We start from the raw sequence: 24,723 nt of genomic DNA, 5'->3' as shown, positions 1-24,723 counted from the left end.
AAGCTTGGACGCCCCCACCCAAGCCTGCAATCTGCTTAAGGTGCCCGGTGCTGGCGGCTGAAAATTCGGCGCCCTTCGGACCGTCGACATCCACCACACACCGTGCGGCCAGGTGACGCTTGCGCGTCCTTCTCGCCTCTCCCTCGATCTGCTCCCAGGCTTTGTTCGAGATCGGAGCGAGTTTCCCGTGAGGATTGTCCATATCAAGGCTGTGATCAAGAAAATGCCAGCTTCGAGAACGAGCCGGCCGGCCGGGCCAACCTCGTATCTCCGCTTCGGGGAAAGAAATTTACCCCAAAAAGTGGCAACTGCTACGCACAGCCCAAACCCCAACAGCACTTGTGCCATGATCGGTACGGCAAGATGTGCGGCCAACGCCGCAAGCGAAGCGAGTATACAAAGCTCGAGCGCAAATCTGATGCTAAGTGCTATCGCTTTCATCTTCCCTCCCAGCTGTAGAGCTGTGTTCATTCATTTTTGAAGAAGCCCAAGGCCACTAATGCATGGAAATGGCTTTGGCTAATGCCGGCCTCGCGCGCCATAGCGCTGATATTTGTTTTGCTGCCGCCTATTCCAAGGTCGGCCGCCAGCCGTTCTATTCTGTTCGATGCTTTTGATTTTGTCTTGGTGGCCGAGGCCGGACGGATAAGATGCAGTCCGGTTAGCGCCAACATGGCTGCATCTTGAGCGCGATGCCCATCCGTATCGACCTCTGTGCTGATCTGGCGGAAGATTCGCCAAAGCCAGGGCTCCATGCGCGAGACCAAAAGGCTACCTCTGGTCAGCAGAACCGGTGCTTGTTCCGCATCGCTTTCGTGGAGTTTGAGATCTACGACCAACAGACTGCAATCCGCACTTGGGACGAAGTCATGGTAACACCCCGTCGGGATGACAGCGACTGAGCCGCCTGCGATAACGCCCGATCCCGCGTCGATGGAGATCTTCATCGCGCCCCGCAACGGAAATAGCACCTGGACGTGGTCGTGATAATGATAACCGCGACTATGATACTGTCTTGTCTTGAGATTGATGTCCACGGCTCTTGCTCCCAGGCAACCCAGTCTTGCGCTTATGAATCAGCTGGGCATACCAAGAATTGGACGCATATCTGGTCATGCCCGCGAGCCGACGGCGGGAGCAGCAAAGATAGTAACCAACATCATGCGCTGCTCATCGCTGATCCTCCTCGTGCTGTTCCGCTCCCTCGATCGGAGAAAGCCAGGGTTCCCGCCGTTTGGTCCATAGCTCATAGGTGGGGCGGAGACGCGTGGGCGCCTCGCTCAGGATCCCGAGTTTGATCTCAACCTCGTTATCACCCATGGCAAAGACGCGCGAACCGCAACACGGGCAAAACTCCCGTCCAGCAAACTCGCTTGTCTCGCCTTCATAGTGAAATTCACTTGCCGGCCACAGACCGAAATAAGTGAAGGCGGATCCGCTTTCCTATCGGCAATCTGTACAATGGCAAATGCCGATATGAAGCGGCGTTCCGCGCACCGTCAGACGCACTTGCCCGCACCGGCACGATCCGGTCGATTCCGTCATAGTATGTCCTCATCATCGCTGACATTCGTGATCGGGCCTTGCCCACGGCTGACATGCTCCGTCTGCCAACGCCGGTCAGACAGCTGATAGCTGATTTCTGCATCCTCACCGCCCTGTGGCTGGCGGGCTGCAGCAGATTTGGCAGCCGCGAGCGCACTCTCATGGTCGGGAAAGGTCTCCGACCAGACATAAGCCAATCTTCAAGAAGATGGCCTCGGTCCTTTTCTGCCTTTCCCGATCCTTAGGGCCACCCTTTCGGCATTATTCAAGGATGCGGACAACCGTGCGCGTCTTCGGTTGGACAATGATACGTTTGTGGTTCACGACAGCGTAGGCATAGGTCGGGTTGTCCGGGACCGGTGTGACGACAACCGTCTCTGGGAGCGCGCGGCCGACAACGATCTGGTCCTGGACGACTGCCTCGGATGGAGGCAGGGGTTGTTCCTGAACGTATGTGACCACTTTCTCTGGCGGTGGATCGATCGCGGTGCCAGCAATCGCACCGGCGACACCTCCGACTGCAGCGCCGACAGGGCCGCCTACTACTGCTCCGGTCACCGCACCGCCTGCGGCGCCGGTTACGGTGGAAGACTGGGCGAAGGCCGAACCGGCCAGAAGGCCGAAGGCGGCCATTGAAACGACAAGTCTCGTTTTCATAGCATTCTCCTTTAATTCCAGCTCTTGTGAGCTGAAAGGAGAATTACTGAGCCAATAGAATGTTCCTCTTCGGTTACCATCCGAAGCCATCACGAGTTAGCCGCCTGCGACAAACTTCGTGATCGGCACGGAAGGGGCAGGTGCATCGGCGAAGGATGCGGTAACAGCAACGCTCCCGACCGGATCTCATGTTCTGTCATGATGCCATGCCGCCCAGGGGGCTTTGTCTCAGGCAGACGGTGGTCGTTATGATCTGTCTTTGCTTCGCCCTGCCGCTTCGAATCGATGCAACAGCTGGTCACGCTTTTCGCCCCGCATGCGCTGCGGCCCTTATTGGGATGGGCTTGTGTGGCGCTACAGATTGTTAGCTCGCGGATTTTGTCCCACGACCTGTTCTGCATCTACCGGCACCTCGACCAAGATGGATGGGTGACCGGGGCTGTAGCTTTCGCGCATGATCTCGGCCAGGTTGCTGAGATCCGGCATCAGCTTCCGGCTTGTCCAGCCGCATGCGCGCGCCATTGACCCAAAGTCGATGCGGTAGAGGTCACTGTGGTAGCGATCGGATGAATAGTCTGGAATGACCACGGGCAGGCCCTGCACCATGATGCCGAGCGCGCCGTTGTCCAGCACGAACAGAACTAGCCCCAATGATCGCGCTTCGGCCAGGCAACCAGCAATCAACCGGAACCATGGTGATGTCAGGTTAACTTGGGCTGAAGGGTTTGCGGCTATTTCGCTGTGATGAGCAAGAGCCCGGTCAGTTACAAGCGCCATCGCTTTCCTCCCGCTGTGATCGCTCATGCGGTCTGGCTGTATTTCCGGCTTCCGTTGAGCCTGCGTTTGGTGGAGGAAATGCTGTTGGCGCGCGGCATCATCGTTTCCTATGAGACGATCCGATGCTGGGCAAAGAAGTTCGGCCCGGACTATGCCGCGCATCTGCGTCGGAAACCGCCAAGTCCGAATGATATCTGGTATCTGGACGAGGTGGTCGTGATCGTCGGCGGCCGGAAACACTGGCTCTGGCGCGCGGTGGATCAAGACGGCTATGTGCTTGACGAGATCGTTCAGATCTGTCGCAACACCAGGGCTGCCAGGCGTCTGCTGATCCGATTGATGAAAAAGCAGGGATGTCAACCGAAACGCATCGTCACCGACAAGCTTCGCTCTTATGGTGCGGCTCGGCGGCAGGTGATGCCAACGATCGAGCATCGATCTCACAAGGGGCTGAACAATCGCGCCGAAAACTCGCATCTTCCACTACGGAAACGAGAGCGGGTGATGCAGCGATTTCGCTCGCCAGGCGGACTGTAACGTTTCGTCAGCATCTTCTCCGCGGTCCGAAATCTCTTCGTCCCAGCACGAAGTCAGCACTCAGCATTCGACATCAGTCTGCATCGCCTCGCGGCGATGGCACATTGGAAGGGCGTCGCCGGAATCGACGCCTGATCGCTCAGCAAAATGCCCGATCCGTAGATCTGGAATTTAACCTGACATCACCGTTTGCAGTGCTGCTCGGTGTCTTTGCCGCTCAGCAGTTCGTTCAGGGCTTCCGCGGCGCTGACGATTGTACGGGAATGCCGGCCGAACAGATCGAAAAAGCGATCTTCCCGGGGCATCAATTTACGGAACCAATTCACTCTCGGCGCTCCGAACGTGTGTTGTCATAAATCCGTCATAAATGATGGAGGCCACCATGAAAAGCCGATGTGCCCGCGAAACCACGGTCTTCGACAGTCTCGCAAGAGTTGGGATGCCGATAGAGGTGCCACACCCAGACCTGCACGATGCGTAAGAACCGTAAATCGCCATGCGCTTCTGTCGGCTTCCCCAACAAAACAAGGACAACAGGGAACAATGACCGCCAGGTCCCGTTTGTTTCCTGTCGTCGACATGGAGTCCGCTGATGAGTGCGCGTGCGCAATGGAAAGGATATCTGAAGTTCGGGGAGGTCGGCTGCGTTGTTGCGCTCTATACGGCAGTTTCCACTTCCGAGCGGATTTCTTTTCACACGCTGAACCGAGCAACCGGCAATCGCGTCCGACGGGAATTCATAGATGCTGCGAGCGGGAAACCGGTGTCGCGCGAGGATCAGGTGAAAGGCTACGAACTCAACAAGGATGATTACATCGTTCTTGAGCCTGAGGAAATCGCCGCGGCGGTGCCGGAAAGCGACAAGGTCTTGCAGATAAAGGCCTTCATGGCATGCGACGACATTGATGACGTCTATTTCGACCGTCCATATTATCTCGCCCCTTCCACTCCTGCGAGCGAAGAGGCATTCGCATTGATCCGCGACGGAATGCGCAAGAAGCAGGTCGCTGCCATTGCCCAAACCGTTCTGTTTCGCCGCCTGCGAACCGTTATGATCCGTGCCCACGGCAAAGGGCTGATCGCGACGGTATTGAATTTCGACTACGAGGTTCGCTCGGCAAAAGAAGCCTTCGAGGATGTGCCCGATATGAAAATCAAGGGCGAAATGCTCGATCTCGCCAAGCACATCATCACCACCAAGAAAGGCAAATTCGACCCGAGCGAATTCGACGACCGCTATGAGGCAGCGCTTGCAGAACTGGTAAAGGCCAAGATCGAGGGCAAGAAGATCCCGCAACGCAAGCCGGCAAAGGTCGCCAAGGTGACCGATCTCATGGAGGCTCTACGCCAGAGTGCCGGCATGAGTGGCCAGGGTAAGGCAAGCGCAAAGGAACCCGCTAGGAAATCGGGCGCGGCCTCCCGCAAGACGGCAAAATCGCGGACGAAGTCTTCTTCGCGGCCGCAACGCAAGGCGAGCTGACGATGGCATTGGAGACCTACAACCGCAAACGCGATTTCAGCAAGACCACCGAGCCGAGAGGGCGAGCCGGCAGAAAAAAGATCGCGGTATCCGGCAACAGCTACGTCATTCAGAAACACGATGCGCGCCGGCTCCACTATGATTTTCGCCTCGAATTGGACGGGGTCTTGAAGAGCTGGGCCGTGACCAAGGGGCCGAGCCTGATAGCCGGCGAAAAGCGGCTGGCGGTGCAGACCGAAGATCACCCGCTGGAGTATGGTGATTTCGAAGGCACGATCCCCAAGGGCGAATATGGCGGCGGGACCGTCATCGTCTGGGACAAGGGCTCTTGGACGCCGCTTGGCGATCCCCATAAGGGCCTTGCGAAGGGACATCTCGAATTCGAGCTCCACGGAAAGAAACTCGGCGGCCGGTGGCATCTGATCCGCATGGCGGGGAAGCCACGCGAGAAGCGGGAAAACTGGCTGTTGATCAAAGGCGAAGACGAGGCGGCCCGCCCGGAAGGCGCTGCCGATATTCTCGAGGAACGACCGGAATCTGCAAAAACGGGGCGTGTCATAGACGAAGTCGAGAACGAAAAGCCGGGCTGGTCCTCGAAGACCGGGAAGATCCGTCGCAGGGCCAGCCGCAAGAAGCATGATGCCGCCAAGGAGGAAGCCGGCGAAACCTTAACGCAAACGGACGCAACGCCCGTTGATCCCTCGTCTTTGAAGGGTGCCCGCAAGGCTACTCTGCCATCCTTCGTCGAACCCGCTTTGGCGACATTGGTATCCAAGCCACCTTCAGGCTCCCGGTGGCTTCACGAAATCAAATTCGACGGCTATCGGCTCGAGGTCCGCATCGAGGCAGGCCGCATCAAGCTGCTAACGCGCAGCGGCCTCGACTGGAGTCAGAAATTCGGCAAGGAGATTGTCAGCGCCTTCCGGGATCTCCCCCTCGGTACCGCAATCATCGACGGCGAGCTGGTCGTCGAGCCGGCGGCCGGCGCGTCCGATTTCTCTGCTCTGCAGGCGGATCTCAGCGAAGGCCGTAGCGACCGCTTCGTCTTCTATGCTTTCGATCTCCTCTATCTCGACGGCTATGACCTGAAGGCATCGCCCTTGATCGGCCGCAAGGAATTGCTGCGGAAGATCATCCCCTCCGAAACCGGGATCCTTCGCTTCAGCAGTCATTTTGATGAAAATGGCGACCTGCTGTTGTCGCATGCCTGCAGATTGAGCCTGGAAGGGATCGTATCGAAGATTGGCGATGATCCATATCGCCCCGGCCGCGGCAAGACATGGGTGAAATCAAAATGTTCCTCCCGGCAGGAATTCGTGATCGGCGGCTGGGTCCCATCGACAACGTCACGAAAGGCGATCGGCTCGCTGGTGCTCGGCGTCTATGAAGATGGCAAGCTCGAACATGTCGGCCGCGTCGGTACGGGTTACACGCACACTGTCGCCGAGCAGCTCTTCAAAAGGCTAACCCATCTGCAAGTGAAGGAAAATCCTTTCGCAACCAAGCTCACCGCGGAAGAGCATCGCGGTGTCCGCTTCGTGCGGCCTGAACTGGTTGCGGAAGTCGAATTTCGCGCCTGGACGGCAGATGGCCATTTGCGCCACGCCTCCTTCCGCGGATTGCGAGAAGACAAGAATCCGCTCGAGATCGTTCGCGAAACACCGAAATCCACGAGGACGTCTTCGACTGAAAAGCCCGCGCGCAGCGGCGTATCCTTGACCCACGGCGATCGCCTCTATTGGCCCGACGAAGGTGTTATGAAGGCGGGGCTTGCGGATTATTATACCGAGGTCTGGCGTTATATGGGGCCTTTCGTCGTCGGCCGGCCGCTCGCGCTCGTACGGTGTCCCAACGGCATCGCGGGGCAGCATTTCTTCCAGAAGCATGCCTGGAAGGGCATGAACAGGAACATCGCATTGGCGAAAGATCCGCAAGACGAAGACCCCTATGTCAGCATCGACGACCTGAATGGCCTGATCGGCCTCGTGCAGGCGGCAGTCCTCGAAATCCATCCCTGGGGATCGATGATCGGCAATTGGGAAAAGCCTGACATGATCATCATGGACCTCGATCCGGGCCCAGACGTCGCCTGGAGCAAGGTCATCGCCGCCGCGGAAGAAACGGCTGAGCGGCTGAGGCAGACGGGGCTCGTTCCTTTCGTGAAGACTTCGGGCGGAAAAGGACTGCACATCGTCTGCCCGCTGGTCGCCAAGGCCGAATGGCCTGTCGTCAAGGCCTTTACCAAGGGTATCGCCGACGCCATGGCCGCCGACAGCCCAGATCGCTATGTTTCCACCATCACCAAATCGAAACGCCGCGGCAAGATCCTGATCGATTATCTGAGAAATCAACGCGGCTCGACTGCCGTCGCGCCTTACTCCACCCGTGCACGGCCGGGCGCCGCGGTCTCGATGCCTTTATCCTGGGAGGAGTTGAGCCCTGCAATAGGGCCGGACTATTTCACCGTGCTCAATGTGCCGACGCGGCTTGCCGCGCTCCGTTCGGATCCCTGGGCAGACTTCCGGAAAGCCGCCGAACCCCTGCGCGAGGCGTCCGCGAAGACCAAGCGTAAGTCTTGACGAACAAATTTCTTCCTGACAGCGAAAGCCCGCAGGTGACTAGCGTTTCCTTGCGCCCTTTTCCTGCGAAAGGCTCTTGCGAAGGGCATCCATGATGCTGATGACGTTGCTGGGCGCTGCGGCTTCTTCCACCTTTGCCTTGGCGGGCCGCTTGCGCCCTTTCTTCTTGGCGGCGATGATATCGAGCAGCTTTTCCTGAACTGGGTCCGAAACCATCGCCGGGTCCCATGGATTCGTTCGTTCATCTATCAGCTCGCCGACCAGCTTCATCAGCTTGCCGTCCACCGGCTCTGATCCGATATTTCCAAAATAGTTCCGTTCATCGCGCACCTCGTCGCCGAAGCGCAAGGTCCAAAGGACGATCCCCTTGTCTCTAGGCTCTAGCATGACGGCACGTTCGCGGCGATACATGACGAGCCGGGATATGCCCACCATGCGGCTTGCAGCCATCGCATCGCGGATCACGCAGTAGGCCTCTTCGCCAACAGCATCGTCCGGCGTTAGATAATGCGGCGTATCGAACCAGATCCATTCGATGCTGTCGCGCGGTACGAACATCTCGATATCGATCGTCCGGGTGCTTTCAAGGCCGACCGCATCGAGTTCCTCATCCTCAAGCATGACATAGTCATTCTCCCCGCGCTCATAGCCTTTCACTTCATCGTCCTCATCCACAGCCTTGCCCGTGACGGAATCGACGTATTGGCTGACGATGCGATTGCCTGTCTTTCTATTGAGCGTGTGAAAACGAACCTTTTCATTATCACTTGTCGCCGGCGCCATGGCGACCGGGCAAGTCACCAGCGACAGCTTGAGATAGCCTTTCCAGAAAGAACGCGGAGCCATGTTTTTCTCTCCAATATGAAGGGAACGATCTCCGGCATTTCCTGGTTCCCTGGCATGACGCTATTGCGGCCGAGACTCAATGCATGCCACCGCCGCCGCCCTCCTTGAGATCGACATTGCTGAGAATCAAGGCGAGTGGAATGGCGCAGAGCACGATCAGCATCAACACATGGAATACATCGATATAGGCCAGGAAGCTCGCCTGGGTCTGCACCTGCTGGCCGACCCAGGCGGTCGCCTGCGCCTTCGCATCCGCCATGGTCGCTCCCTTCTCGGCAAAATAGCGTGTCATGGTTTGCAGCGCGTCGTGATAGGCGGGTGAAGATGGCGTGATGTGCTCAACGAGCCGGCTCTGATGCCACTGCTCGCGATGAGCAAGCACGTTCGACGCAATGCAGACGCCGATCGAACCGCCAATATTTCGGGCGGCATTGATCATGGCGGATGCCTGATTGGTCTGCTCCGGTCTCAGACCGAAATAGGAAGCCGAGGTGATCGGAATGAAGATCAGCGGTAGGCCAAGTCCTATATAGAGGCGCGACCAGACGAAGAAACTGAAGTTCAATCCCGGATAAAGCCTGGTCAATTGCCACATGGATACCGCAATAATCGCCGCGCCGATGGCGATCAGATATTTCGGTTGTATTATGGAATTGACGCGTCCGGCCACGAACATCATGACCATGGTGACAAGTCCGCCCGGTGACAAGGCCAACCCCGCCCATGTTGCGGTATATCCGTAGTTCTGCTGCACGACTTCGGGAATGAACTGCGTCGTTGCGATCAGGATCGCGCCGACCGCCATCATGACGATGAAGCAGGAGCCGAATTGCCGTGTGCCGAGCAGCCAGCCATCGATGATCGGATTTGCCTTCGTCAGAACCCATGGAATGGCAAGAAGAAACGATAGCAGGCAGATCGTCGCCGTCAGGATGATGAAGTTGGAACCGAACCAATCATCGGTTTGCCCTCGATCGAGCGTAAGCTCCAGCGAACCGAGAAATGTCGCAACCAGCAGAAAACCGACAATGTCGAAGCGCACGCCCTTGCGCCGAAACTCCTCACGCATCTGCTTCGTCTTCGGCGTTTCCTTGAGCAGGGCATAAACGAGGATGAAGGCGAAGACGCCGACGGGACCGTTGATGAGAAAACACCAGTGCCAGGAAAGATTATCCGAGAGATAGCCGCCCAAGGTCGGGCCGATAACCGGCGCGACGACCACGGCGACGCCGAAAAGCGCAAAAGCCTGCCCGCGCTTTGCCGGCGGGAAGGCATCCGCCAGGATCGCCTGCGAGGTCGGCACCATGCCGCCGCCGGCAAAGCCCTGGATCATCCGAAAGATCAGCAACGTCTCGAGGTTCCAGGACAACCCGCACAGGATGGAAGCGATGGTGAACGTTGCGAGGCACAAAAGATAAAAACGCCGTCGGCCGAACCGTTCCGCAAAGTAGCTGCTGGCAACGAGCACGATGGCATTCGAGACGAGATACGTCGTCACCACCCACGAGGCTTCATCGGAACTGACGGCAAGGCCGCCGGAAATGTAGCGCAACGCCACGTTGGCGATCGTAGTATCCAGCACCTCCATGAAGGTCGCGAGCGACACGACGATGGCAATGAGCCAAGGGTTCGTGGCACGCTCGGATGAGGCCGCGCCTCCATTTGCCGTTGCTGTGCCGCTCATCTCAGTTCCTCGGCCGGACCGTGACCGTCGGCACGACGGACATGCCGGGGCCGATGGGGAGATCGGCGGGCCATTGGTCAACGACGATCTTCACCGGTACGCGCTGCGTGACCTTCACATAGTTGCCAGTCGCGTTTTCCGCCGGCAGGAGTGAAAAGGCTGTGCCGGAGCCTGGCTGGACGGAGGCCACCTTGCCATGAAGCGTATGATCCGGATAGGCGTCGATCGTCACATCCACCGGCTGATCCGGACGCATGTCGGTCAGCTGCGTTTCCTTGAAATTCGCAGTGATCCAGATTTCATCCGGGACGAAGGTCGCGATCGCCTGGCCGGCATCGATGAACTGGCCCTTTGCGCCGGTGAGACGGACGACGCGGCCGGGCTGCGCAGCGGTTATCGTCGTATAGCTGAGATTTTGCTGGGCTTCTTCGGCCTGCGCTTGCGCCTGCTTGAGGCTTGCGAGCGCGCTCGATTTCTGCGCTTCGGCCACGGCCTTGTTCTTCAAGGCGGAAGTCACGTTTGCCTGCATCTGGGCAAGGCTTGCCTGATCCTGCTGCAAGGTGGACGCCGCCTGCTGCACCGCCTGCACGCTGCCCGATCCGGATTTCACCAGCTGCTGCTGGCGATTGGCCTCCTGCTGCGCATATTGCAGAGCCGCGTTGGCCGAATTCAGCTGCGCCTTTGCCACATCGACGGAGGCGGCAGCCGCCTCGATCTGTGCACTCGCGCTCTCGACAGAAGCCTTAGCGGCCTCTATCTGCGCGTTTGCCTGGTCAAGCGCGATCTGGTAATCCCGCGGCTCGATCCGCAGGATGACATCGCCGGCCTTAACATGCTGGTTGTCGGTCACCGGCACGTCGGAAACGTAGCCGGAGACCTTGGCGGCAACGGAGAAATTACGAGCGCCGACGAAGGCATCGTCCGTCGTCTCGTAGGGATAGAAATACACCTTCCAGGCGAACCATCCGGCGGCAATGAGAACCACCAGAGCTACGGCCGCGAACAGGATCCAGAAGGGATGACGGCGAAGGAAGGAAGGCCGCTTTGCTTCCTGCCGGGCCTCCCTCTGACGTTCGATTTCATCTGAAACCTGCTGTGTCGGCCGGTCGGGCCTGGTTTCCATGGTTGTGGATTGATTGTCAGCCATGACATGACCTTTGCTTTTGTCCTGCTCAATCTGACTTCGGCGGTTCAATGAAGAGGTGGTCAGCCCTATAGAAAGCGCGTGACCTTTTTCAAATCCTGGATGAAGGCGGCCCGGTTTCTTTCTCTCTCGTCAGCCTCCCTGATCCGCAACAACGCCGAGGGATGGATGGTCACGAGAACATTGAGCTTCGTGGCGGAATGCAGGATATGTCCGCGATCACGCATGACCTTCACCTTTGTCCCCAGCAGGGAGGATACGGCGGTTGCGCCGAGGGCGACGACCAGTTTTGGCTGGAGCAGCTCGAGTTCCGCGCCTAACCACCAGGCGCAACGTTGTATCTCTCCGGCATTCGGCCGAGCGTGCAGACGCTTCTTGCCGCGCATCTGATATTTGAAATGCTTGACGGCGTTGGTGACATAGCAACGATCGCGATCCACCCCTGCTTCATCAAGGCATTGATCCAACAGCCGGCCCGCAGGCCCCACGAAAGGCCGAGCAGCCTGATCCTCCTTGTCGCCGGGTTGCTCGCCGACGAGGACGATTTCAGCGGTGCGAGGCCCTTCGCCGAATACAAGATGAGTGGCGTTGCGATAAAGGTCGCAGCGTTGGCATGATTGCGCATCGTCACGCAGCTCGTCGAGTGTCTCTGCGTCTGCATGTTCATACGCTAACGATGGGCCTGCGCCGGCCGAAGCAAATCTCTCGAGCATTGGGGGCTCGCAATGGTTCCAGATTCTTCAACGATCAACTAATCGCTCTTCTGTTTGTTCCATTCGTGTGAGTTTGCCGCTGCAGGGAACCCGCGCAACCGGCATTCGTTAGATCGATAGGAACATCCAAAAGGAGAAATCCTCATGAGCGGTCAAAGCAAACCAGGCCCCTTCGCACTCAGTGCATTCTTCGCTGATGAATATGATGCGGAAGCTGCGGCCCAGGAACTGGTAGATGCCGGCATTCCGAAAGACGCGATCACGATGACGCCCGGTAATCGGCCCGATACAACGCCAATCGATCATATGGGCTTTCTCGACGCGTTGACGGGCATCTTCTTTCATGAAGAACAGCGCACAGCCTATGCGGCGGCGCTGGAACAGGGAGGAACGCTGGTCACGGTCCAGGAGGTGGACGAGGCACAGCACAAGATCGCCCTGCCCATCCTAGCGGAGAAAGGCCAGATCGAGATCAACGAACGGGAAAGCGGGCGCTGAGGCGGGTCTCCGCTCTTGGCAATCACATGCAATCAGTTTGGCGGGTGGCCCGGCTTATGCTGATCACTGCGAATCTTCTGCGCATCCGTGAAGCCATGCGCCCATTCATCGCGCCGTTGATCGCCCTGTGCAAACGGATTGTTGTCGCTGCACGCCCCTTTGGCAAAGGCCCTTCTGCCGAGCTCATACGCCTCGTCTTCGGAGTTCCTATCGTCGCTTCCGGTTTTCATGGCTATACCTGCTCCAACACAAGGCGTGCATCGAGGTAGGCGGTCACGAAAGTAGCTCTTGATGCCTCTGGCGCCCGGATCATCTGATCGTCTCGATCACTGGCTGCAAGACGGACTGGCTTGGTCCAAAGCGTCGTGAATTCCACATCAATGACATCGTACATCCAATCCTCCCCATCTCCTGCCTCTCGTTCTTCTGGATGCCCGCCTCCCGTTGGATCGAACACCGGATATTGGCATTTGCTCCTCAAATCCTCCGATATAAAGCGGCTTTGCAGAGGTCTCCGCATGGGGTCCGGAACCTCCGTGTTGAGGCAAGATCGGGGAATGATAAGATCGTCAATGAGCCTCTTCGCCGAGGCGCGCCGCCAATTGCTGGCGGGCACGGTTGATCCGGCTTTTCACCGTGCCGATCGCACAACCGAATCTTTCCGCGGCAGCATCGTAGGACCGCCCTTCGATGACAACGTATTGAAGCACCGAGCGATAGTGCTCCGGCAACAGATTGCATGCCTCCTCGAGCTCTTTCGCGCGAACGGTCCATTCCTGTGATGGCTGCGCCACTCCCTCGCCGGAAACGCATTTGTCGGCGCCGGGAGCTTCGCGCCTGTTGATACGGAATTTGGTGCAGAAGGTATTGCGCATGATCGTGAACAACCAGGATTTCAGCCTGGTGCCACGATCGAATTGGTCGAGATTGGCCAGCGCTTTCGTCAAGGTTTCCTGGACCAGATCATCGGCGTCGTTGGCATTTCTGTGAAAGCTACGCGCAAAGGCGCGAAGAGCTGGAATAAGCTCAACGATTTCATCTTGCAGACCGGCCGTTCGGTACATATCGCTCACAAGCCTTCTCCTTGGGAAGCAGCGCATAGCGGTATCCGGCGGCATTGGATCGCAATGCCGGGACTCGGCTGCTGCCGAGGCGCGACGCGCGTCAGCACACCCAGGAGTCGTTAGAACAAAACGACTTGACGAGTTGTGCAGATTTGCTGCTCGCTATGCGCGGTGATGCATATCAGGATGCTTCGGAGCGTTTCCTACTCGGGATGCTCCTGGCATCTTTCAAGGGAACGGTTGCATCCGGAGCTTGTTCCAAGAGAATCCAAATAATTGCAGTCTATCGAATCAGGACGATAGGAAGGAAGCGAAATCGCTCTATTCCGGCTATCGCTCGATCGTCCCGTTGCGCCGAATCTTGCGCTGAAGAAGCAGAACGCCGCAGAGCAGCGCTTCCGCAGTGGGAGGACACCCGGGCACATAGATATCGATCGGAATGATCCGATTGCCTCGGGCTGCCTCTCGGTGCCGCACCGATGCGTTCGACATCATAGCGCGGCATCGACATCTGCATCATCTCGATGGCGCAGCAGGCAAGTCCGAATGTCATCCACATCAGGGTGCCACCGCGAGCCCAGGTGGCGAGTTCGTCCGTGCTGGTGACGAAGGAAGCCCTCGTCGGCAAGCTCGCTATCGATCGTGCCCAAAAGCGGATCACCGCTTGGAGCCTGGCCGGGCTGCTGGAAGTCGCTGATGACAGGGCGATCTTTAAAGGAAGACATGAGGGGGCCTCTGGTAAAAAAGAACCCCAACTTTCATACGAACGGCTTGTTCCCGACATTCGAGCAGGTAGACCCGATCCACTCCCAACGGACGAAAAATCCAAAAATCCGGAAACAACGGCGCGGGTTCCGAGTTTGAAGGCAGCAAAGCCAAAGGAGGAAATACCAATGTTGACAAGAATGATTGCGGTATGTGCCCTTTCGATCGGCATGGCTACGGCAGTCATGGCGCAGCAATCTGGTTCTGGAGGAACCGGAACAGGTGGCTCAGGTAGCGGTAACGGCGCTGGCACCAACTCGCAGAACGGAGCTGCCACCAGTGGAAATGTAGGTACCGGCAACAATACGACGGGAACCAATGGCACCCCAAATTCCAATGGTCAATCGCAGGATTGCAATGCCATGAAGACCGGCAAGAATACTGCGCAAGGTGCGGATACCCAAAGTAGCGGCCAGTCGAGTGACAGCACATCACGCAGCAATTGCCCGCAGTGACATCAGCTGATGGATGCGACAATGCCATCTGAATTTCACGAACTCCCCTCGTTGCCGGCATCCATAATGTGGATTGCCCGCAACAGGCGGATCATTCGAGGAGCAGAATCATGATGAACAGTGCTCAAGAGCTTGCCGAAGAATATTTAAGGCTTGGGGGCAAAAGACTGCTGGTGATGGACGATAACATCCTGTCGACCAATAGTTGGGAGGCCGATCCCCTCGAAGCGGAAGCCTTCTGGAAAAGGGAAATCGAGAGTCTGCCGCCTAAGCGACGAAGCGAAGTCATGTCATTCCTGCCTTCCATCAACGTCACTTGAGACGACAGGACGTTGGACATCGGCAACGTCCCGCATGAACGCAATCCGATGCAAGCACAATAGATAACATGAAAAGAACTGGAACCATCCGTATCGGTATTTCAGGTTGGACTTACGCTCCCTGGCGCGGTGTTTTCTATCCGAAGAACGTGCCGCAAAAAGGGGAGCTCGCTTACGCGTCCTCGCAATTTCCATCCATCGAAATCAACGGCACTTTCTATGGCCTTCAAACTCCCGAGACTTTTGCCAGGTGGCGGGACGCGACACCGGATGATTTCGTCTTCGCAGTCAAGGGATCCCGCTACATAACCCATCTGCGCAGGCTCCGGGATGTCGAGGTGCCGCTTGCCAACTTCATGGCGTCCGGCGTGCTGCGCCTGGGAAAAAAACTCGGCCCGATCCTCTGGCAATTTCCTCCGCGACTGCGCTTTGATCCGGTCTTATTTTCCTCTTTTATAGAGATGCTGCCGAAAGATACCGATGAAGCTGCTCATCTCGCCAGGCGGCACGACGACCGGGTGAACGGCCGCGATTGGTTGCGGACGGAAGAAAAAAGACCGCTCCGCCATGCCTTCGAAATCCGCAACGAGAGCTTCGTGAACCCAGACTTTATCGAACTCTTACGGAAGCATAAGATCGGGCTCGTCTGCGCAGATACAGTCGAATGGCCTTTGCTCATGGATGTCACCGCAGACTTCGTCTATTGCCGCCTGCATGGCTCGGAGGAGCTATATGTCAGCGGATATGATGACGAGGCTCTGAAGGTCTGGGCAGTACGGATCGACGATTGGGCGCACGGGCGCGAGCCGACCAAGGCCAACCGCGTCCTGGAACCGCTGAAACAACCACAGCGTGGCCGCGACGTCTATGTCTATTTCGACAATGATGTGAAGGTACGTGCGCCGGCCGACGCACAGCGACTGAACGAGTGCCTTGGACTAACCCCGCAGAAGGAGACTGTAGCCCCTACGAAGCACGTGCGGCGGCATCGGCGGGAAATCCCAAAGTCCCGACCGCAACATCGGTCAGCGTAATCAACTCAGCTCATTCGAGCTGACCCCATGCCGGGTTCCAATTCACGCCTTCCGACAATTCGACGTAAATCGGCCTCATGATTTCGCCGGACATTTTGTTGCGGGCTGCCCGAAAAGCGTCATCGGGCTCCATCTCCTCGCCCGGAAAGATGATGTCATCCTCGCCGGGCGGCGTGACCCTGCGCAGGAATCCGCGGATCTGATCGCCAGAATGGTAGAACTTGACGACAATAGAACCCTGCACCACCGCGTTCTCGCGATATCGATGATAGATTTCCATCTTACACCTCCTGACCTCGGAGTCTCTTAGGCGGGGCACGCCTTGCCGTTACAAGAGAACCATGCATTTTGTCCGGCAAGTGTCCGGCCGATCGGTGACAATCCAAACTGTCCTCCTCCGCTTTGGTTCCCCATGGGCATAAGCTGCGCGGGCCGAGGCGGCCAAGCGGGCAATTGGGCGCAAAGAAATCGTCAGCGCAATTCAGCGTGAGGCGCGTTCGGTGGTCTGATCATAGGCATTTTTAGGTAGCCGCAGCAGATATGCTTGATCTGACAGCGGTTGCCCGCTAGGTTGCCGCCGCAATCAAACGCAAAGATATGGGGATATCATGCCAACTGGCACGGTTAAGTTTTTCAATACAGACAAGGGTTTCGGCTTCATTACGCCGGAAAGTGGAGGACCTGACGTTTTCGTTCATGTCTCCGCCCTGCAATACGGCAACGTGCTTCGGGAGGGACAGTCCGTTTCCTACGATCTCGGTCAGGACCGGAAGACAGGCAAGACAAAGGCGGAAAACGTCAGACCGCTCTGACGATTATAAATATGTCACTACCCGACATTTCGGGTAGTGCACTCGGCCACTATGGGGCGCCTGCCGACGTTTCGCCTGAACCATCGTCAGCCGAAACGGCCATTTGCGTCGTCCGATCGTTCCTACATAAATGCGGTCACGGCCATGCCAATCACGGCGACGAACATGATAGCGCAGGCGATCCAGCCAAGCGCTTTCAACCCGCCCCGGATGACGAACTGTTTCATGACGTCGCGATTGGTGGCGATCAGCATCAGAATCACCATAACTGGAATCGCGACGACACCGTTGATGACGGCACTCCAGAACAGGGCCTTCATCGGCGGGATGGGCGTAAAGTTCAACAGCATGCCCACCACCGTCGCCAAGCCCACCGTCGTATAGAAAGCCTTCGCCTCGCTCGGCTCGCGCGACAGCCCGACCTTCCACCGCGCCGCCTCCCCGACAGCATATGCAGCCGACCCTGCGAGAACTGGAACAGCCAGAAGGCCTGTTCCGATAATCCCTGTGGCAAAAATGATCTTGGCAAATTGTCCGGCTAGCGGCTCAATCGCCTTCGCTGCATCGACGGAACTCTCGATGTTTGTCGCACCGGCCTTGTTAAGCGTGGCTGCTGTGGTCGTGATGATCGCGAGCGCGACGATGTTGGATGCGGCCATGCCGATGAGGGTGTCCAACGTGATGCGAGTGTCCGCCCTTTTCGCTTCCTGAGGGTGTTTCACAAGCGGTTCCTGCCGCGGCTTCTCCTTCAGATCTTCGGCCTCCTGGGACGCCTGCCAGAAAAACAGATAGGGGCTGATCGTCGTTCCGAAAATTGCGACGATCATGGACCAGTAGTTCGGATCGGTCTTAAAGGTCGGCAGCAGCAGTCCGCGGGTGAAAGCCGACCAATCGATATGCACCACGAACAGGGTCGCGATGTAGGATAAAAGTGCCAGGCTCAGCCATTTCAGGACTGCAACGTAACGCTTGTATTTGAGAAGGACCTGCAGAAGAATGCAAACGATGCCGAAGGCAGCGACGTAAATCAGCGAATTGCCGCTCAGCAGCAAATGTGCGGCATCTCCCATCGCACCGAGATCGGCGCCGAGATTGATGACATTGGCGATCAGGAGCGGAAAGGTTATGCTTATCCCCACCCATCTGGGATAACACTTCGCCATGCTGCCCGCCAAACCTCGTCCCGTAGTCCGGCCGATGCGCGCGCTGATCATCTGCACGGCAGCCATTAGCGGATAGGTCAGGAGCAGAGTCCAACTCGCGATATACCCGAATTGCGCTCCGGCCTGCGAATAGGTCGCGATCCCGCTCGGGTCGTCGTCCGAGGCGCCGGTGACCAGGCCCGGCCCCAGGATTTCAAAAATTCTCGGCTTTGACGGCTCGACGACCTCACTTTTGTCATCCATCTGATAGTCGCTCATGACTGCCTCCCAGCAGAAACCGGCACAGCGCATCATCGTGCCGTCCGGTGCGAGTGAACCGCACTTGCAGGCGTTTTGTTCCCGAGAAGCAGATTGCCGGAATGGAACCCACCCAAGCTTAGGGCGTGCCTGGCAAGGAGTAAAAACGCTTTCACTTCAGAGCGACGACACTTATCGTATCGAGCGCGGCGGAATCGCCAGCTGATTAAAGGGATATGACAATGAGCGTGCTTCTTTCTCCCGAACTCACGGTTTGCGGCATTGAGGAGCTGCCCGATCAGCGCGTGCGAAACGTCACCCACGTGCTTTCCCTCCTCGATCCGGAATATCCCGAGCTCGATGTCTTCCACTCCTATGCCGAGCACCATCGCACGACGTTGCGTTTTCACGACATCATAGCGTCAGCGCCGGGTCGCGTGATGCCGCAGCCGGAACATGTCGAAGCGATCCTGAAATTCGGCTCCGAGTTTCAGGCTCGGCAAGACCCTCAGGCGCCGAGCCATCTGCTGGTGCATTGCCATATGGGCGTATCGCGCTCGACCGCAGCCATGCTCTCATTGATGGCGCAATCAAACCCCGAAGAATCGGGGGAGAGCCTCTTTGCTCGCCTGATTGCCATCCGCCCGCAGGCCTGGCCGAACTCTCAAATGATCGGCTTCGCCGACGAGCAACTCGGCAGGAACGGCGACTTGAAGGCGGCACTTGCCCGCCACTATGGCCGGCAGATCAAGGGAAGGCCCGACTTTGTCGAATGGATGACCCGCCTCGGACGCCAGGCGGAACTCGATATGGCAATCCCGGCGTAAAGAGTGTGCCTCCGGCCTGAAGAGGGCCGGTCTGCACGACGCAGCGCCTTTCCTCCTTAGCCGTGACGGTTCCCTAACGGGAATCAATATCACTTTGGTGACAATCTATGCCGCGACCGATTTGTCGTAGGCCTAGAGCAGTTCCAGCAAAAGTGCGAAGCGGCTTTGCGTCCGGAACTGCGTAAAAACAAGGAGATAGAGCGTTTTCGCGATTCGAAGAAAAGCGGAAATGCTCTAAGCTCGAAACCTTTGACAACTGGAGCCGCTTGACCAGGCGGGATTGGCCGGATCATTGCAACGGCCGTCTCGGCGGCCGGCACGCTCAATGTGCAGGAGCCGGCTCTGCCTCGGGCGCATCCTTCTTATGATGGTCAGCCGCGAGCAGCATATAGACCGCAGGCACGACGAAGAGCGTGAACAGCGTTCCGATGGCAAGACCGGTGGCAATCACAAGGCCCATGTTGAAGCGGGCGACAGCGCCTGCTCCGGTCGCCAGGATCAGCGGCGCGACACCGAGAACCATGGCGCCTGTCGTCATCAGGATCGGCCGCAAGCGGATGGCGCAAGCGCCTTCGATGGCTTCGCGCTTGGTTTTTCCTTCGGCCTGCAACGTGTTTGCCACCTCGACGATCAGAATGCCGTGCTTGCTGATCAGCCCCATCAGCGTCACCAAACCGACCTGCGTATAGATGTTCATCGAGGCGCCGCCGATGCCGAGGCTTATGAAGGCGAGCGCGCCTGCGATCGACATCGGCACGGACACGAGGATGATGAACGGGTCTCGGAAGCTGTTGAACTGCGCCGAAAGCGCCAGGAACACGATGATCAGGGCGAGCGCGAACGTCGTCGCCATGCCGCTCGATTCTTGCACATATTGGCGCGACTGCCCGCCGTAGTCGACCGAGTAGCCTTGCGGCAATGTCCGCGCCGCAATCGACTTCAGCGTATTGAGCGCATCGCCGACGGCAACACCGGGCGCCGGCACGCCGGAGATCGTGGCCGAGTTCAATTGCTGGAAGTGCGCAACCGAGCGCGGTGTGGCCTGAAGTTTCGCGGTCGCGATCGCCGAAAGCGGGATCTTGTTGCCGTTCACATTTGCGATCGGATAGTTCATGATCTGATCGATGGTCTGCCGTGACCGTTGCTCGACCTGCGGAATGACCTGATAGGAACGGTTGTCGATACTGAAATAGTTGACATAGCCGCCGCCCAGCATGGAAGCGAGCGCCGAGCCGACATTGTTCATGGACAGGCCGAGGGCCGAGGCCTTGCTGCGGTCGATCTGGATCGAATATTGCGGATTATCGACGTAGAGATCCTTCGTTAGGAAGATGAACTCGCCGGATTTCTGCGCTTCCTGCAGGAAGGCAGTGGAGACCTCGTTGAGCTGTTCGAAACCGCTGGTGCTACCGATGGCGAATTGCACGGGCAGACCGCTGGCGCCAGGCAGCGGCGGTATCTGGAAGACCACCGCCTGGCCGCCGGCAATTTTTGCCATGTCGCCCTGTACCAGTGGCTGCAGCTGATCCGCCGTTCTCGTGCGTTGATCCCATGGCTTCAGCACCATACCCTCGAATGAAGTACCTGGCGCCTCGACCTGCAGGGTCTTGTCGGTCTCCGGGAAGCTCTTGAAGATCTTGGTGACCTGGTCGGAATTGAGCAATTTCTGTTGAAGCGTCGCGTTGGGAGCGTTGGTTACCTGCGCGCCGAGGAAGCCCTGATCCTCGTTAGGGGCCAGTTCGTTCTTGGCACTGGAATAGAGGAAATAGATGCTGCCCAGAACGATGGCGGCGAACAACAATGTCACCGGCACGGTGTTCAAGCTGCCGTGCAGCATGCGCACATAGGGTCGATGGATTTCCGAAAAGCGGCGGTCGATGAAGTCGGAAATACGCTCTTCCCAGCCGCTGCGATCGGTCAGGTGCGGCTTGAGGATGCGCGAGCACATCATTGGCGTCAGCGTGAGCGCAATGATCATGGACACGGTCACGGCGCCGACCAGGGTGAAAGCGAATTCCGTAAACAGTGCGCCCGTGAGCCCTCCCTGGAAACCGATCGGCACGTAGACCGCGATCAGCACCACCGTCATGGCCAGGATCGGCCCGACCAGTTCGTGCGCCGCATCCAGCGCCGCCCTCATGGGTGTCGATCCCTCTTCTATGTGACGATTGACGTTCTCCACCACGATGATGGCATCATCGACGACGAGGCCGATCGCCAGAACCAGGGCGAGCAGCGTCAGAAGATTGATCGAGAAGCCGAAGATCAACATCATCGCGAACGTGCCGACCAGCGACAGGGGAATGGCGACGACGGGAATGGCGACCGATCGAGGTGAGCCGAGGAAGGCGAAGACCACGAAAATGACGATCACGAGAGCCTCGACCAGGCTCTTTACGACCTCATCGATGGAGGTCGTGACGAAGGTGCTGGAATCATAGACGATGTAGCCTTCGAGCCCCTGCGGCAATTGCTGCTCAATACCCGGAAACACCGCACGCACGCCGGCGATCACGTCGAGCAGGTTGGCGGTCGGGGCGATCTGGATGCCCATGAACACGCCGTCCTGCCCATCGAAGCCGATCTGGACGTCGGGATTTTGAGATCCGAGCGCAACGGTCGCGACATCCTTCAGCCGCACGATCGTACTGCCGATCTGCTTGACCACCATTTCCCTGAATTCATCCGTCGAATGCAGGTCGGTCCTAGCCGTCAGCACCGTCTGCGTCATCTGGCCGCGCGTGGTGCCGATGCCGGAGATATAATTGTTGGCGCTAAGCGCGGTCCAGACATCGCCGGCCGACAGGCCATAGGCGGCAAGCTTGTCCGGCTGCAGCCAGGCTCTCAAGGCAAAGGTTCGCGCGCCGAGGATCTCGGCCGTCTGAACGCCGTTGACCGCCTGCAATTTCGGCTGGACGACGCGCGTCAGATAGTCGGTGATCTGGTTGCTGGCCAGAACGTCGCTTCGGAAGCCGATATACATGGCGTCGATCGACTGGCCGATGGAAACCGTCATGATCGGCTGCTGCGTCCCCGTGGGCAGTTGATTGAGAACGGAAGATACCTTGGCGTTGATTTCGGTCATCGCCGCATCGGCGCTGTAGTTGAGCCGCAAGTTGACGGTGATGGTCGACGTGCCGCTGGTGCTCGTCGAGGTCATATAATCGATGCCGTTGGCCTGCGCGATGGCGTTTTCGAGCGGCGTCGTGATGAAGCCGGCAATGACGTCGGGCGCCGCGCCGGGATAGGTGGTCGTCACCGTAACGACAGCGTTCTGGGTCTGCGGATACTGGCGCACGGTGAGCGAACGGAACGACTGGTAGCCGATCACGATAATCAACGCGCTGACCACGAGGGCGAGAACGGGGCGCTTGATGAAGATATCGGTGATATTCATCGCTACACCTCAGTTGGGGTTCGCCGGGTTCGCATTGGGATCGTTCGACGGCTGGACTTCGTTGTTGATGATGACGGGCGAGCCGTTGTTGAGTTTCAGCTGGCCTGACGTGACCACCACTTCGCCCGCATTCAAGCCCTTGGTCACGGAGATCTGATCACCCCGCGCCTGCCCGGTGCTGACGAACTTCTGATTGGCGACAAGCTGCGGCTTTCCATCCGCCCCGTTGCCCTTGTCGGTCACCACGTAGACAACGTTGCCATAAGGATTGATGGTGACGGCGGTCTGCGGCAGGGAGATGTATTCCTTCGGCTCCCCGACCACCACCGTTATGTTGCCGAACATGCCCGGCAGCAGCTTGCGATCGGCATTGGGGAAGGTTGCCCGGATGGTGATGTTGCGGCTCTGCGTATCGACGAGCGGGCTGATCGCCGTGATCTTGCCGTCGAAAGTCTGGTTCCCATAGGCATCGACCGTCGCCGTTACCGCTTGGCCGACCTTCAGCTGTGACAGAGCCTGCTGCGGCATGGAAAAATCGAACTGGATCGGATCGAGCGACTGCAGGGTGACGACTGCGGTCCCAGCCGAGAGATACTGACCGAGGCTGACCAGCCTGATGCCGAGATGGCCATCGAAGGGAGCGCGGATCGAATATTGATCGATCAACGCCTGCTGTGACGCGACCTGCGCCTGCGCCGCCTTCCATGTCGCCAGATCACTGTCGACCTGGCTTTGCGCGATGGTATTCGCCTTGATCAGCTTGGAATCGCGATCATAGGCGATCTGCGCATTGGCCATCGTCGCCTTGTATTGTTCAAGCGTCGCGATCTGCTGATCGGCAAGCAGCTGCACGATGAGATCGCCCTTCTTGACGTCCTGGCCGTCTTCGAAGCCGATCTTCTGGACGATGCCCTGGACCTGCGCCGAAAGATTGGCGCCTTCGACGGCATTGAAGCTGCCGATCGATTGCAGCGTCGTCTGCCATGGGCTCGCTGCCGCGGTGATTGTCGAGACGGTCTGCGGTGGCGCCTTGAGATTAGCCAGGTAGGCCGCAATCATGCGATTCTTGAATGCCTGGAAGCCGAAGATCCCGCCAAGGATCAGGCCTATGACGATCAGCATGATGATCATGCGTTTTATCATGAGTGTCAGCTCTACTCTTCGGAAACAGGTCGGGAGAAATTCTATTGGTGTCGGCGCAACGGGATTTCACGGCAATTCTGTCAAAAACCCGCCGGCGCCGAGACAATCGCAAGCATATGGTAGCCCGCGGCCAATCTCTGTATGGAAAGTAGCCTTTATCAAGGCTGACAGGTTCGATCAGCCAAGTTCCTTGGCTGCTGCGCCTGTCACGCGGATTTCGCCCGCTGAAGACGACACTGACCTTACAATGATTCCAGCTGGCGGCGTTTCGTGCGGCCATCCTCTGCAAACCTCACCAGTCAAACGCCAACGGCCGCCGCTTCACTCGATCAAGGATAGGTTGCCGATATCCGATCTACAACAGCCGGCTGCATATTCCTGAAACCATATTTAATGGAGTCTTGAATAAAAGCAATCATGACGTCGACGCCGCCGACTTCACAAACTGCCGCGGCATCGACGATCCAAGTATTGAGGAAGGGCTTCGCACGTCAGCCTCGGCGTGCCGCTTCGATCGCGGCCACATCGATCTTCCTCATGGTCATCATCGCGTCGAAAGCCCGCTTTGCCTGATCGCCGCCCTCGCGCAGCGCTTCCATCAGAACACGCGGCGTGATCTGCCAGGAGACACCCCATCTGTCCTTGCACCAGCCGCATTCGCTTTCCTGGCCGCCATTGTCGACAATGGCATTCCAATAACGATCCGTCTCTTCCTGATCTTCGGTGTAGATCTGAAATGAAAAGGCTTCGTTGTGTTTGAACATCGGACCTCCATTCAAGCCGACGCAGGAAACACCCGCAACCGTGAACTCGACGACCAGCACATCGCCTTGCTTGCCCTCCGGATAGTTTCCCGGCGCGCGAATGACGGCACCCATGGCGCTATCTGGAAAAGTCTCGACATAAAAATTGGCGGCGGCCTCTGCGTCCTTGTCGTACCACAGGCAAATCGTGTTCTTTGCCATTGTTCTCATCCTCCTGCTCTCCATTTCCCGATTGTTGAAATAGGCGCGAGATCGGATTGCGCCACCCTCATCGATGCCATT

Annotated in this window: 24 protein-coding genes and 4 pseudogenes; 9 read left to right on the top strand and 19 right to left on the bottom strand. The window is 57.9% G+C overall.

All coding sequences use genetic code 11. The features are described from left to right. Positions 1-4 precede the first annotated feature (4 nt). From FHT73_RS27135 to FHT73_RS27110, 6 genes and pseudogenes are all read right to left on the bottom strand, one after another. Positions 5-202, bottom strand: a pseudogene (locus FHT73_RS27135) (family 1 encapsulin nanocompartment shell protein); the annotation flags it as partial. A gap of 265 nt (positions 203-467) precedes the next feature. Beyond that, on the bottom strand, positions 468-1,037 hold the full coding sequence (locus FHT73_RS27125; protein WP_183716101.1) for an AraC family ligand binding domain-containing protein: 570 nt from the start codon (positions 1,035-1,037) through the stop codon (positions 468-470). Positions 1,038-1,170: 133 nt separating this feature from the next. Then, a pseudogene (locus FHT73_RS27120) lies at positions 1,171-1,545 on the bottom strand (GFA family protein). Then, the gene (locus FHT73_RS29630; RefSeq protein ID WP_112606164.1) at positions 1,542-1,742 is read right to left on the bottom strand and encodes a hypothetical protein; all 201 of its coding nucleotides are present in this window, start codon (positions 1,740-1,742) and stop codon (positions 1,542-1,544) included. The pseudogene FHT73_RS27120 and the gene FHT73_RS29630 overlap by 4 nt, the downstream one beginning before the upstream one ends. Positions 1,743-1,806: 64 nt before the next feature. Beyond that, a complete protein-coding gene (locus tag FHT73_RS27115) occupies positions 1,807-2,202 on the bottom strand; it encodes a DUF1236 domain-containing protein (protein ID WP_112339137.1) in 396 nt (131 codons plus the stop codon). 354 nt (positions 2,203-2,556) lie between these two features. After that, a complete protein-coding gene (locus FHT73_RS27110; RefSeq protein ID WP_246712252.1) occupies positions 2,557-2,979 on the bottom strand; it encodes a hypothetical protein in 423 nt (140 codons plus the stop codon). Here FHT73_RS27110 and FHT73_RS27105 point away from each other — a divergent pair. After that, a pseudogene (locus FHT73_RS27105) lies at positions 2,947-3,651 on the top strand (IS6 family transposase). The gene FHT73_RS27110 and the pseudogene FHT73_RS27105 overlap by 33 nt on opposite strands. A gap of 47 nt (positions 3,652-3,698) precedes the next feature. Here the strand turns inward: FHT73_RS27105 and FHT73_RS27100 are convergent. Continuing rightward, entirely contained in the window at positions 3,699-3,842 is a 144-nt protein-coding gene (locus tag FHT73_RS27100; RefSeq protein WP_162708034.1) for a hypothetical protein, read from the bottom strand. A gap of 266 nt (positions 3,843-4,108) precedes the next feature. Between FHT73_RS27100 and FHT73_RS27095 the strand changes: the two genes are divergently transcribed. After that, positions 4,109-4,996 carry a Ku protein gene (locus FHT73_RS27095; RefSeq protein WP_183716099.1) on the top strand — a complete coding sequence of 296 codons (888 nt, stop codon included), beginning with the start codon at positions 4,109-4,111 and terminating at the stop codon, positions 4,994-4,996. 2 nt (positions 4,997-4,998) lie between these two features. Beyond that, positions 4,999-7,575 carry a DNA ligase D gene (gene ligD, locus FHT73_RS27090; protein WP_183716097.1) on the top strand — a complete coding sequence of 859 codons (2,577 nt, stop codon included), beginning with the start codon at positions 4,999-5,001 and terminating at the stop codon, positions 7,573-7,575. Positions 7,576-7,614: 39 nt separating this feature from the next. Here ligD and FHT73_RS27085 read toward each other — a convergent pair whose 3' ends face one another. From FHT73_RS27085 to FHT73_RS27070, 4 genes are all read right to left on the bottom strand, one after another. After that, complete coding sequence (locus tag FHT73_RS27085; RefSeq protein ID WP_183716096.1) at positions 7,615-8,421, bottom strand: Ku protein; 807 nt, start codon at positions 8,419-8,421, stop codon at positions 7,615-7,617. A gap of 76 nt (positions 8,422-8,497) precedes the next feature. Then, entirely contained in the window at positions 8,498-10,105 is a 1,608-nt protein-coding gene (locus FHT73_RS27080; protein WP_183716094.1) for a DHA2 family efflux MFS transporter permease subunit, read from the bottom strand. Position 10,106: 1 nt separating this feature from the next. After that, positions 10,107-11,252, bottom strand: a complete 1,146-nt coding sequence (locus tag FHT73_RS27075; RefSeq protein WP_183716092.1) for an HlyD family secretion protein — start codon at positions 11,250-11,252, stop codon at positions 10,107-10,109. A gap of 65 nt (positions 11,253-11,317) precedes the next feature. Then, positions 11,318-11,962: a UdgX family uracil-DNA binding protein gene (locus tag FHT73_RS27070; RefSeq protein WP_112606149.1), complete on the bottom strand. Its 645-nt coding sequence runs from the start codon at positions 11,960-11,962 to the stop codon at positions 11,318-11,320. A gap of 144 nt (positions 11,963-12,106) precedes the next feature. Between FHT73_RS27070 and FHT73_RS27065 the strand changes: the two genes are divergently transcribed. After that, complete coding sequence (locus FHT73_RS27065) at positions 12,107-12,460, top strand: hypothetical protein (protein WP_112606146.1); 354 nt, start codon at positions 12,107-12,109, stop codon at positions 12,458-12,460. A gap of 232 nt (positions 12,461-12,692) precedes the next feature. Here FHT73_RS27065 and FHT73_RS27060 read toward each other — a convergent pair whose 3' ends face one another. The 3 genes and pseudogenes from FHT73_RS27060 to FHT73_RS27050 all read right to left on the bottom strand — a co-directional run bounded on the left by FHT73_RS27060 (position 12,693) and on the right by FHT73_RS27050 (position 14,249). Next, positions 12,693-12,854 (bottom strand): hypothetical protein, encoded by a 162-nt coding sequence (locus FHT73_RS27060; RefSeq protein WP_183716090.1) that lies wholly within the window; start codon positions 12,852-12,854, stop codon positions 12,693-12,695. A 175-nt stretch (positions 12,855-13,029) separates the two neighbouring features. After that, positions 13,030-13,524, bottom strand: coding sequence for a sigma-70 family RNA polymerase sigma factor (locus FHT73_RS27055; RefSeq protein ID WP_162701062.1), 495 nt, complete (start codon positions 13,522-13,524; stop codon positions 13,030-13,032). Between the two features lie 330 nt (positions 13,525-13,854). Further along, positions 13,855-14,249: pseudogene (locus FHT73_RS27050) on the bottom strand (hypothetical protein). Positions 14,250-14,417: 168 nt separating this feature from the next. Between FHT73_RS27050 and FHT73_RS27045 the strand changes: the two are divergent. The 3 genes from FHT73_RS27045 to FHT73_RS27035 all read left to right on the top strand — a co-directional run bounded on the left by FHT73_RS27045 (position 14,418) and on the right by FHT73_RS27035 (position 16,098). Next, positions 14,418-14,744, top strand: a complete 327-nt coding sequence (locus FHT73_RS27045) for an oxidoreductase (RefSeq protein ID WP_183716088.1) — start codon at positions 14,418-14,420, stop codon at positions 14,742-14,744. Between the two features lie 110 nt (positions 14,745-14,854). After that, positions 14,855-15,064, top strand: a complete 210-nt coding sequence (locus FHT73_RS27040; RefSeq protein WP_112339117.1) for a hypothetical protein — start codon at positions 14,855-14,857, stop codon at positions 15,062-15,064. A gap of 68 nt (positions 15,065-15,132) precedes the next feature. Further along, positions 15,133-16,098: a DUF72 domain-containing protein gene (locus FHT73_RS27035; RefSeq protein WP_183716086.1), complete on the top strand. Its 966-nt coding sequence runs from the start codon at positions 15,133-15,135 to the stop codon at positions 16,096-16,098. A gap of 10 nt (positions 16,099-16,108) precedes the next feature. Here the strand turns inward: FHT73_RS27035 and FHT73_RS27030 are convergent, their stop codons facing one another. Next, positions 16,109-16,378, bottom strand: coding sequence for a hypothetical protein (locus FHT73_RS27030; protein ID WP_112606136.1), 270 nt, complete (start codon positions 16,376-16,378; stop codon positions 16,109-16,111). A 328-nt stretch (positions 16,379-16,706) separates the two neighbouring features. Here FHT73_RS27030 and FHT73_RS27025 point away from each other — a divergent pair, with 328 nt between their 5' ends. Beyond that, positions 16,707-16,910, top strand: coding sequence for a cold-shock protein (locus FHT73_RS27025; RefSeq protein ID WP_015343887.1), 204 nt, complete (start codon positions 16,707-16,709; stop codon positions 16,908-16,910). Between the two features lie 122 nt (positions 16,911-17,032). On the opposite strand, the gene FHT73_RS27020 is transcribed toward FHT73_RS27025, so the two are convergent. Next, entirely contained in the window at positions 17,033-18,331 is a 1,299-nt protein-coding gene (locus FHT73_RS27020) for a divalent metal cation transporter (RefSeq protein ID WP_246712251.1), read from the bottom strand. A gap of 221 nt (positions 18,332-18,552) precedes the next feature. Between FHT73_RS27020 and FHT73_RS27015 the strand changes: the two genes are divergently transcribed. Further along, positions 18,553-19,137, top strand: a complete 585-nt coding sequence (locus FHT73_RS27015) for a protein-tyrosine-phosphatase (protein ID WP_183716084.1) — start codon at positions 18,553-18,555, stop codon at positions 19,135-19,137. A gap of 322 nt (positions 19,138-19,459) precedes the next feature. On the opposite strand, the gene FHT73_RS27010 is transcribed toward FHT73_RS27015, so the two are convergent. From FHT73_RS27010 to FHT73_RS27000, 3 genes are all read right to left on the bottom strand, one after another. Next, positions 19,460-22,534 carry an efflux RND transporter permease subunit gene (locus FHT73_RS27010; RefSeq protein ID WP_183716082.1) on the bottom strand — a complete coding sequence of 1,025 codons (3,075 nt, stop codon included), beginning with the start codon at positions 22,532-22,534 and terminating at the stop codon, positions 19,460-19,462. A 9-nt stretch (positions 22,535-22,543) separates the two neighbouring features. Beyond that, positions 22,544-23,665: an efflux RND transporter periplasmic adaptor subunit gene (locus FHT73_RS27005; protein ID WP_246712250.1), complete on the bottom strand. Its 1,122-nt coding sequence runs from the start codon at positions 23,663-23,665 to the stop codon at positions 22,544-22,546. Between the two features lie 503 nt (positions 23,666-24,168). Continuing rightward, positions 24,169-24,642 (bottom strand): VOC family protein, encoded by a 474-nt coding sequence (locus FHT73_RS27000; protein WP_183716080.1) that lies wholly within the window; start codon positions 24,640-24,642, stop codon positions 24,169-24,171. Between the last annotated feature and the right edge of the window lie 81 nt (positions 24,643-24,723).

The sequence above is a fragment of the Rhizobium sp. BK098 genome (assembly GCF_014193155.1).
In the GTDB taxonomy this organism is placed as follows: Bacteria; Pseudomonadota; Alphaproteobacteria; order Rhizobiales; family Rhizobiaceae; genus Rhizobium.
Note: the sequence above shows the minus strand (reverse complement) of the source record. Positions and strands in the feature narration are given on the sequence as shown.

Excerpts from the sequence above, each read along its gene's own strand:
- FHT73_RS27115 (WP_112339137.1), bottom strand. The coding sequence starts at position 2,202 with ATGAAAACGAGACTTGTCGTTTCAATGGCCGCCTTCGGCCTTCTGGCC.
- FHT73_RS27110 (WP_246712252.1), bottom strand. The coding sequence starts at position 2,979 with ATGGCGCTTGTAACTGACCGGGCTCTTGCTCATCACAGCGAAATAGCC.
- FHT73_RS27095 (WP_183716099.1), top strand. The coding sequence starts at position 4,109 with ATGAGTGCGCGTGCGCAATGGAAAGGATATCTGAAGTTCGGGGAGGTC.
- ligD (WP_183716097.1), top strand. The coding sequence starts at position 4,999 with ATGGCATTGGAGACCTACAACCGCAAACGCGATTTCAGCAAGACCACC.
- FHT73_RS27085 (WP_183716096.1), bottom strand. The coding sequence starts at position 8,421 with ATGGCTCCGCGTTCTTTCTGGAAAGGCTATCTCAAGCTGTCGCTGGTG.
- FHT73_RS27080 (WP_183716094.1), bottom strand. The coding sequence starts at position 10,105 with ATGAGCGGCACAGCAACGGCAAATGGAGGCGCGGCCTCATCCGAGCGT.
- FHT73_RS27075 (WP_183716092.1), bottom strand. The coding sequence starts at position 11,252 with ATGGCTGACAATCAATCCACAACCATGGAAACCAGGCCCGACCGGCCG.
- FHT73_RS27070 (WP_112606149.1), bottom strand. The coding sequence starts at position 11,962 with ATGCTCGAGAGATTTGCTTCGGCCGGCGCAGGCCCATCGTTAGCGTAT.
- FHT73_RS27065 (WP_112606146.1), top strand. The coding sequence starts at position 12,107 with ATGAGCGGTCAAAGCAAACCAGGCCCCTTCGCACTCAGTGCATTCTTC.
- FHT73_RS27060 (WP_183716090.1), bottom strand. The coding sequence starts at position 12,854 with ATGTACGATGTCATTGATGTGGAATTCACGACGCTTTGGACCAAGCCA.
- FHT73_RS27055 (WP_162701062.1), bottom strand. The coding sequence starts at position 13,524 with ATGTACCGAACGGCCGGTCTGCAAGATGAAATCGTTGAGCTTATTCCA.
- FHT73_RS27045 (WP_183716088.1), top strand. The coding sequence starts at position 14,418 with ATGTTGACAAGAATGATTGCGGTATGTGCCCTTTCGATCGGCATGGCT.
- FHT73_RS27040 (WP_112339117.1), top strand. The coding sequence starts at position 14,855 with ATGATGAACAGTGCTCAAGAGCTTGCCGAAGAATATTTAAGGCTTGGG.
- FHT73_RS27035 (WP_183716086.1), top strand. The coding sequence starts at position 15,133 with ATGAAAAGAACTGGAACCATCCGTATCGGTATTTCAGGTTGGACTTAC.
- FHT73_RS27030 (WP_112606136.1), bottom strand. The coding sequence starts at position 16,378 with ATGGAAATCTATCATCGATATCGCGAGAACGCGGTGGTGCAGGGTTCT.
- FHT73_RS27025 (WP_015343887.1), top strand. The coding sequence starts at position 16,707 with ATGCCAACTGGCACGGTTAAGTTTTTCAATACAGACAAGGGTTTCGGC.
- FHT73_RS27020 (WP_246712251.1), bottom strand. The coding sequence starts at position 18,331 with ATGAGCGACTATCAGATGGATGACAAAAGTGAGGTCGTCGAGCCGTCA.
- FHT73_RS27015 (WP_183716084.1), top strand. The coding sequence starts at position 18,553 with ATGAGCGTGCTTCTTTCTCCCGAACTCACGGTTTGCGGCATTGAGGAG.
- FHT73_RS27010 (WP_183716082.1), bottom strand. The coding sequence starts at position 22,534 with ATGAATATCACCGATATCTTCATCAAGCGCCCCGTTCTCGCCCTCGTG.
- FHT73_RS27005 (WP_246712250.1), bottom strand. The coding sequence starts at position 23,665 with ATGATCATCATGCTGATCGTCATAGGCCTGATCCTTGGCGGGATCTTC.
- FHT73_RS27000 (WP_183716080.1), bottom strand. The coding sequence starts at position 24,642 with ATGGCAAAGAACACGATTTGCCTGTGGTACGACAAGGACGCAGAGGCC.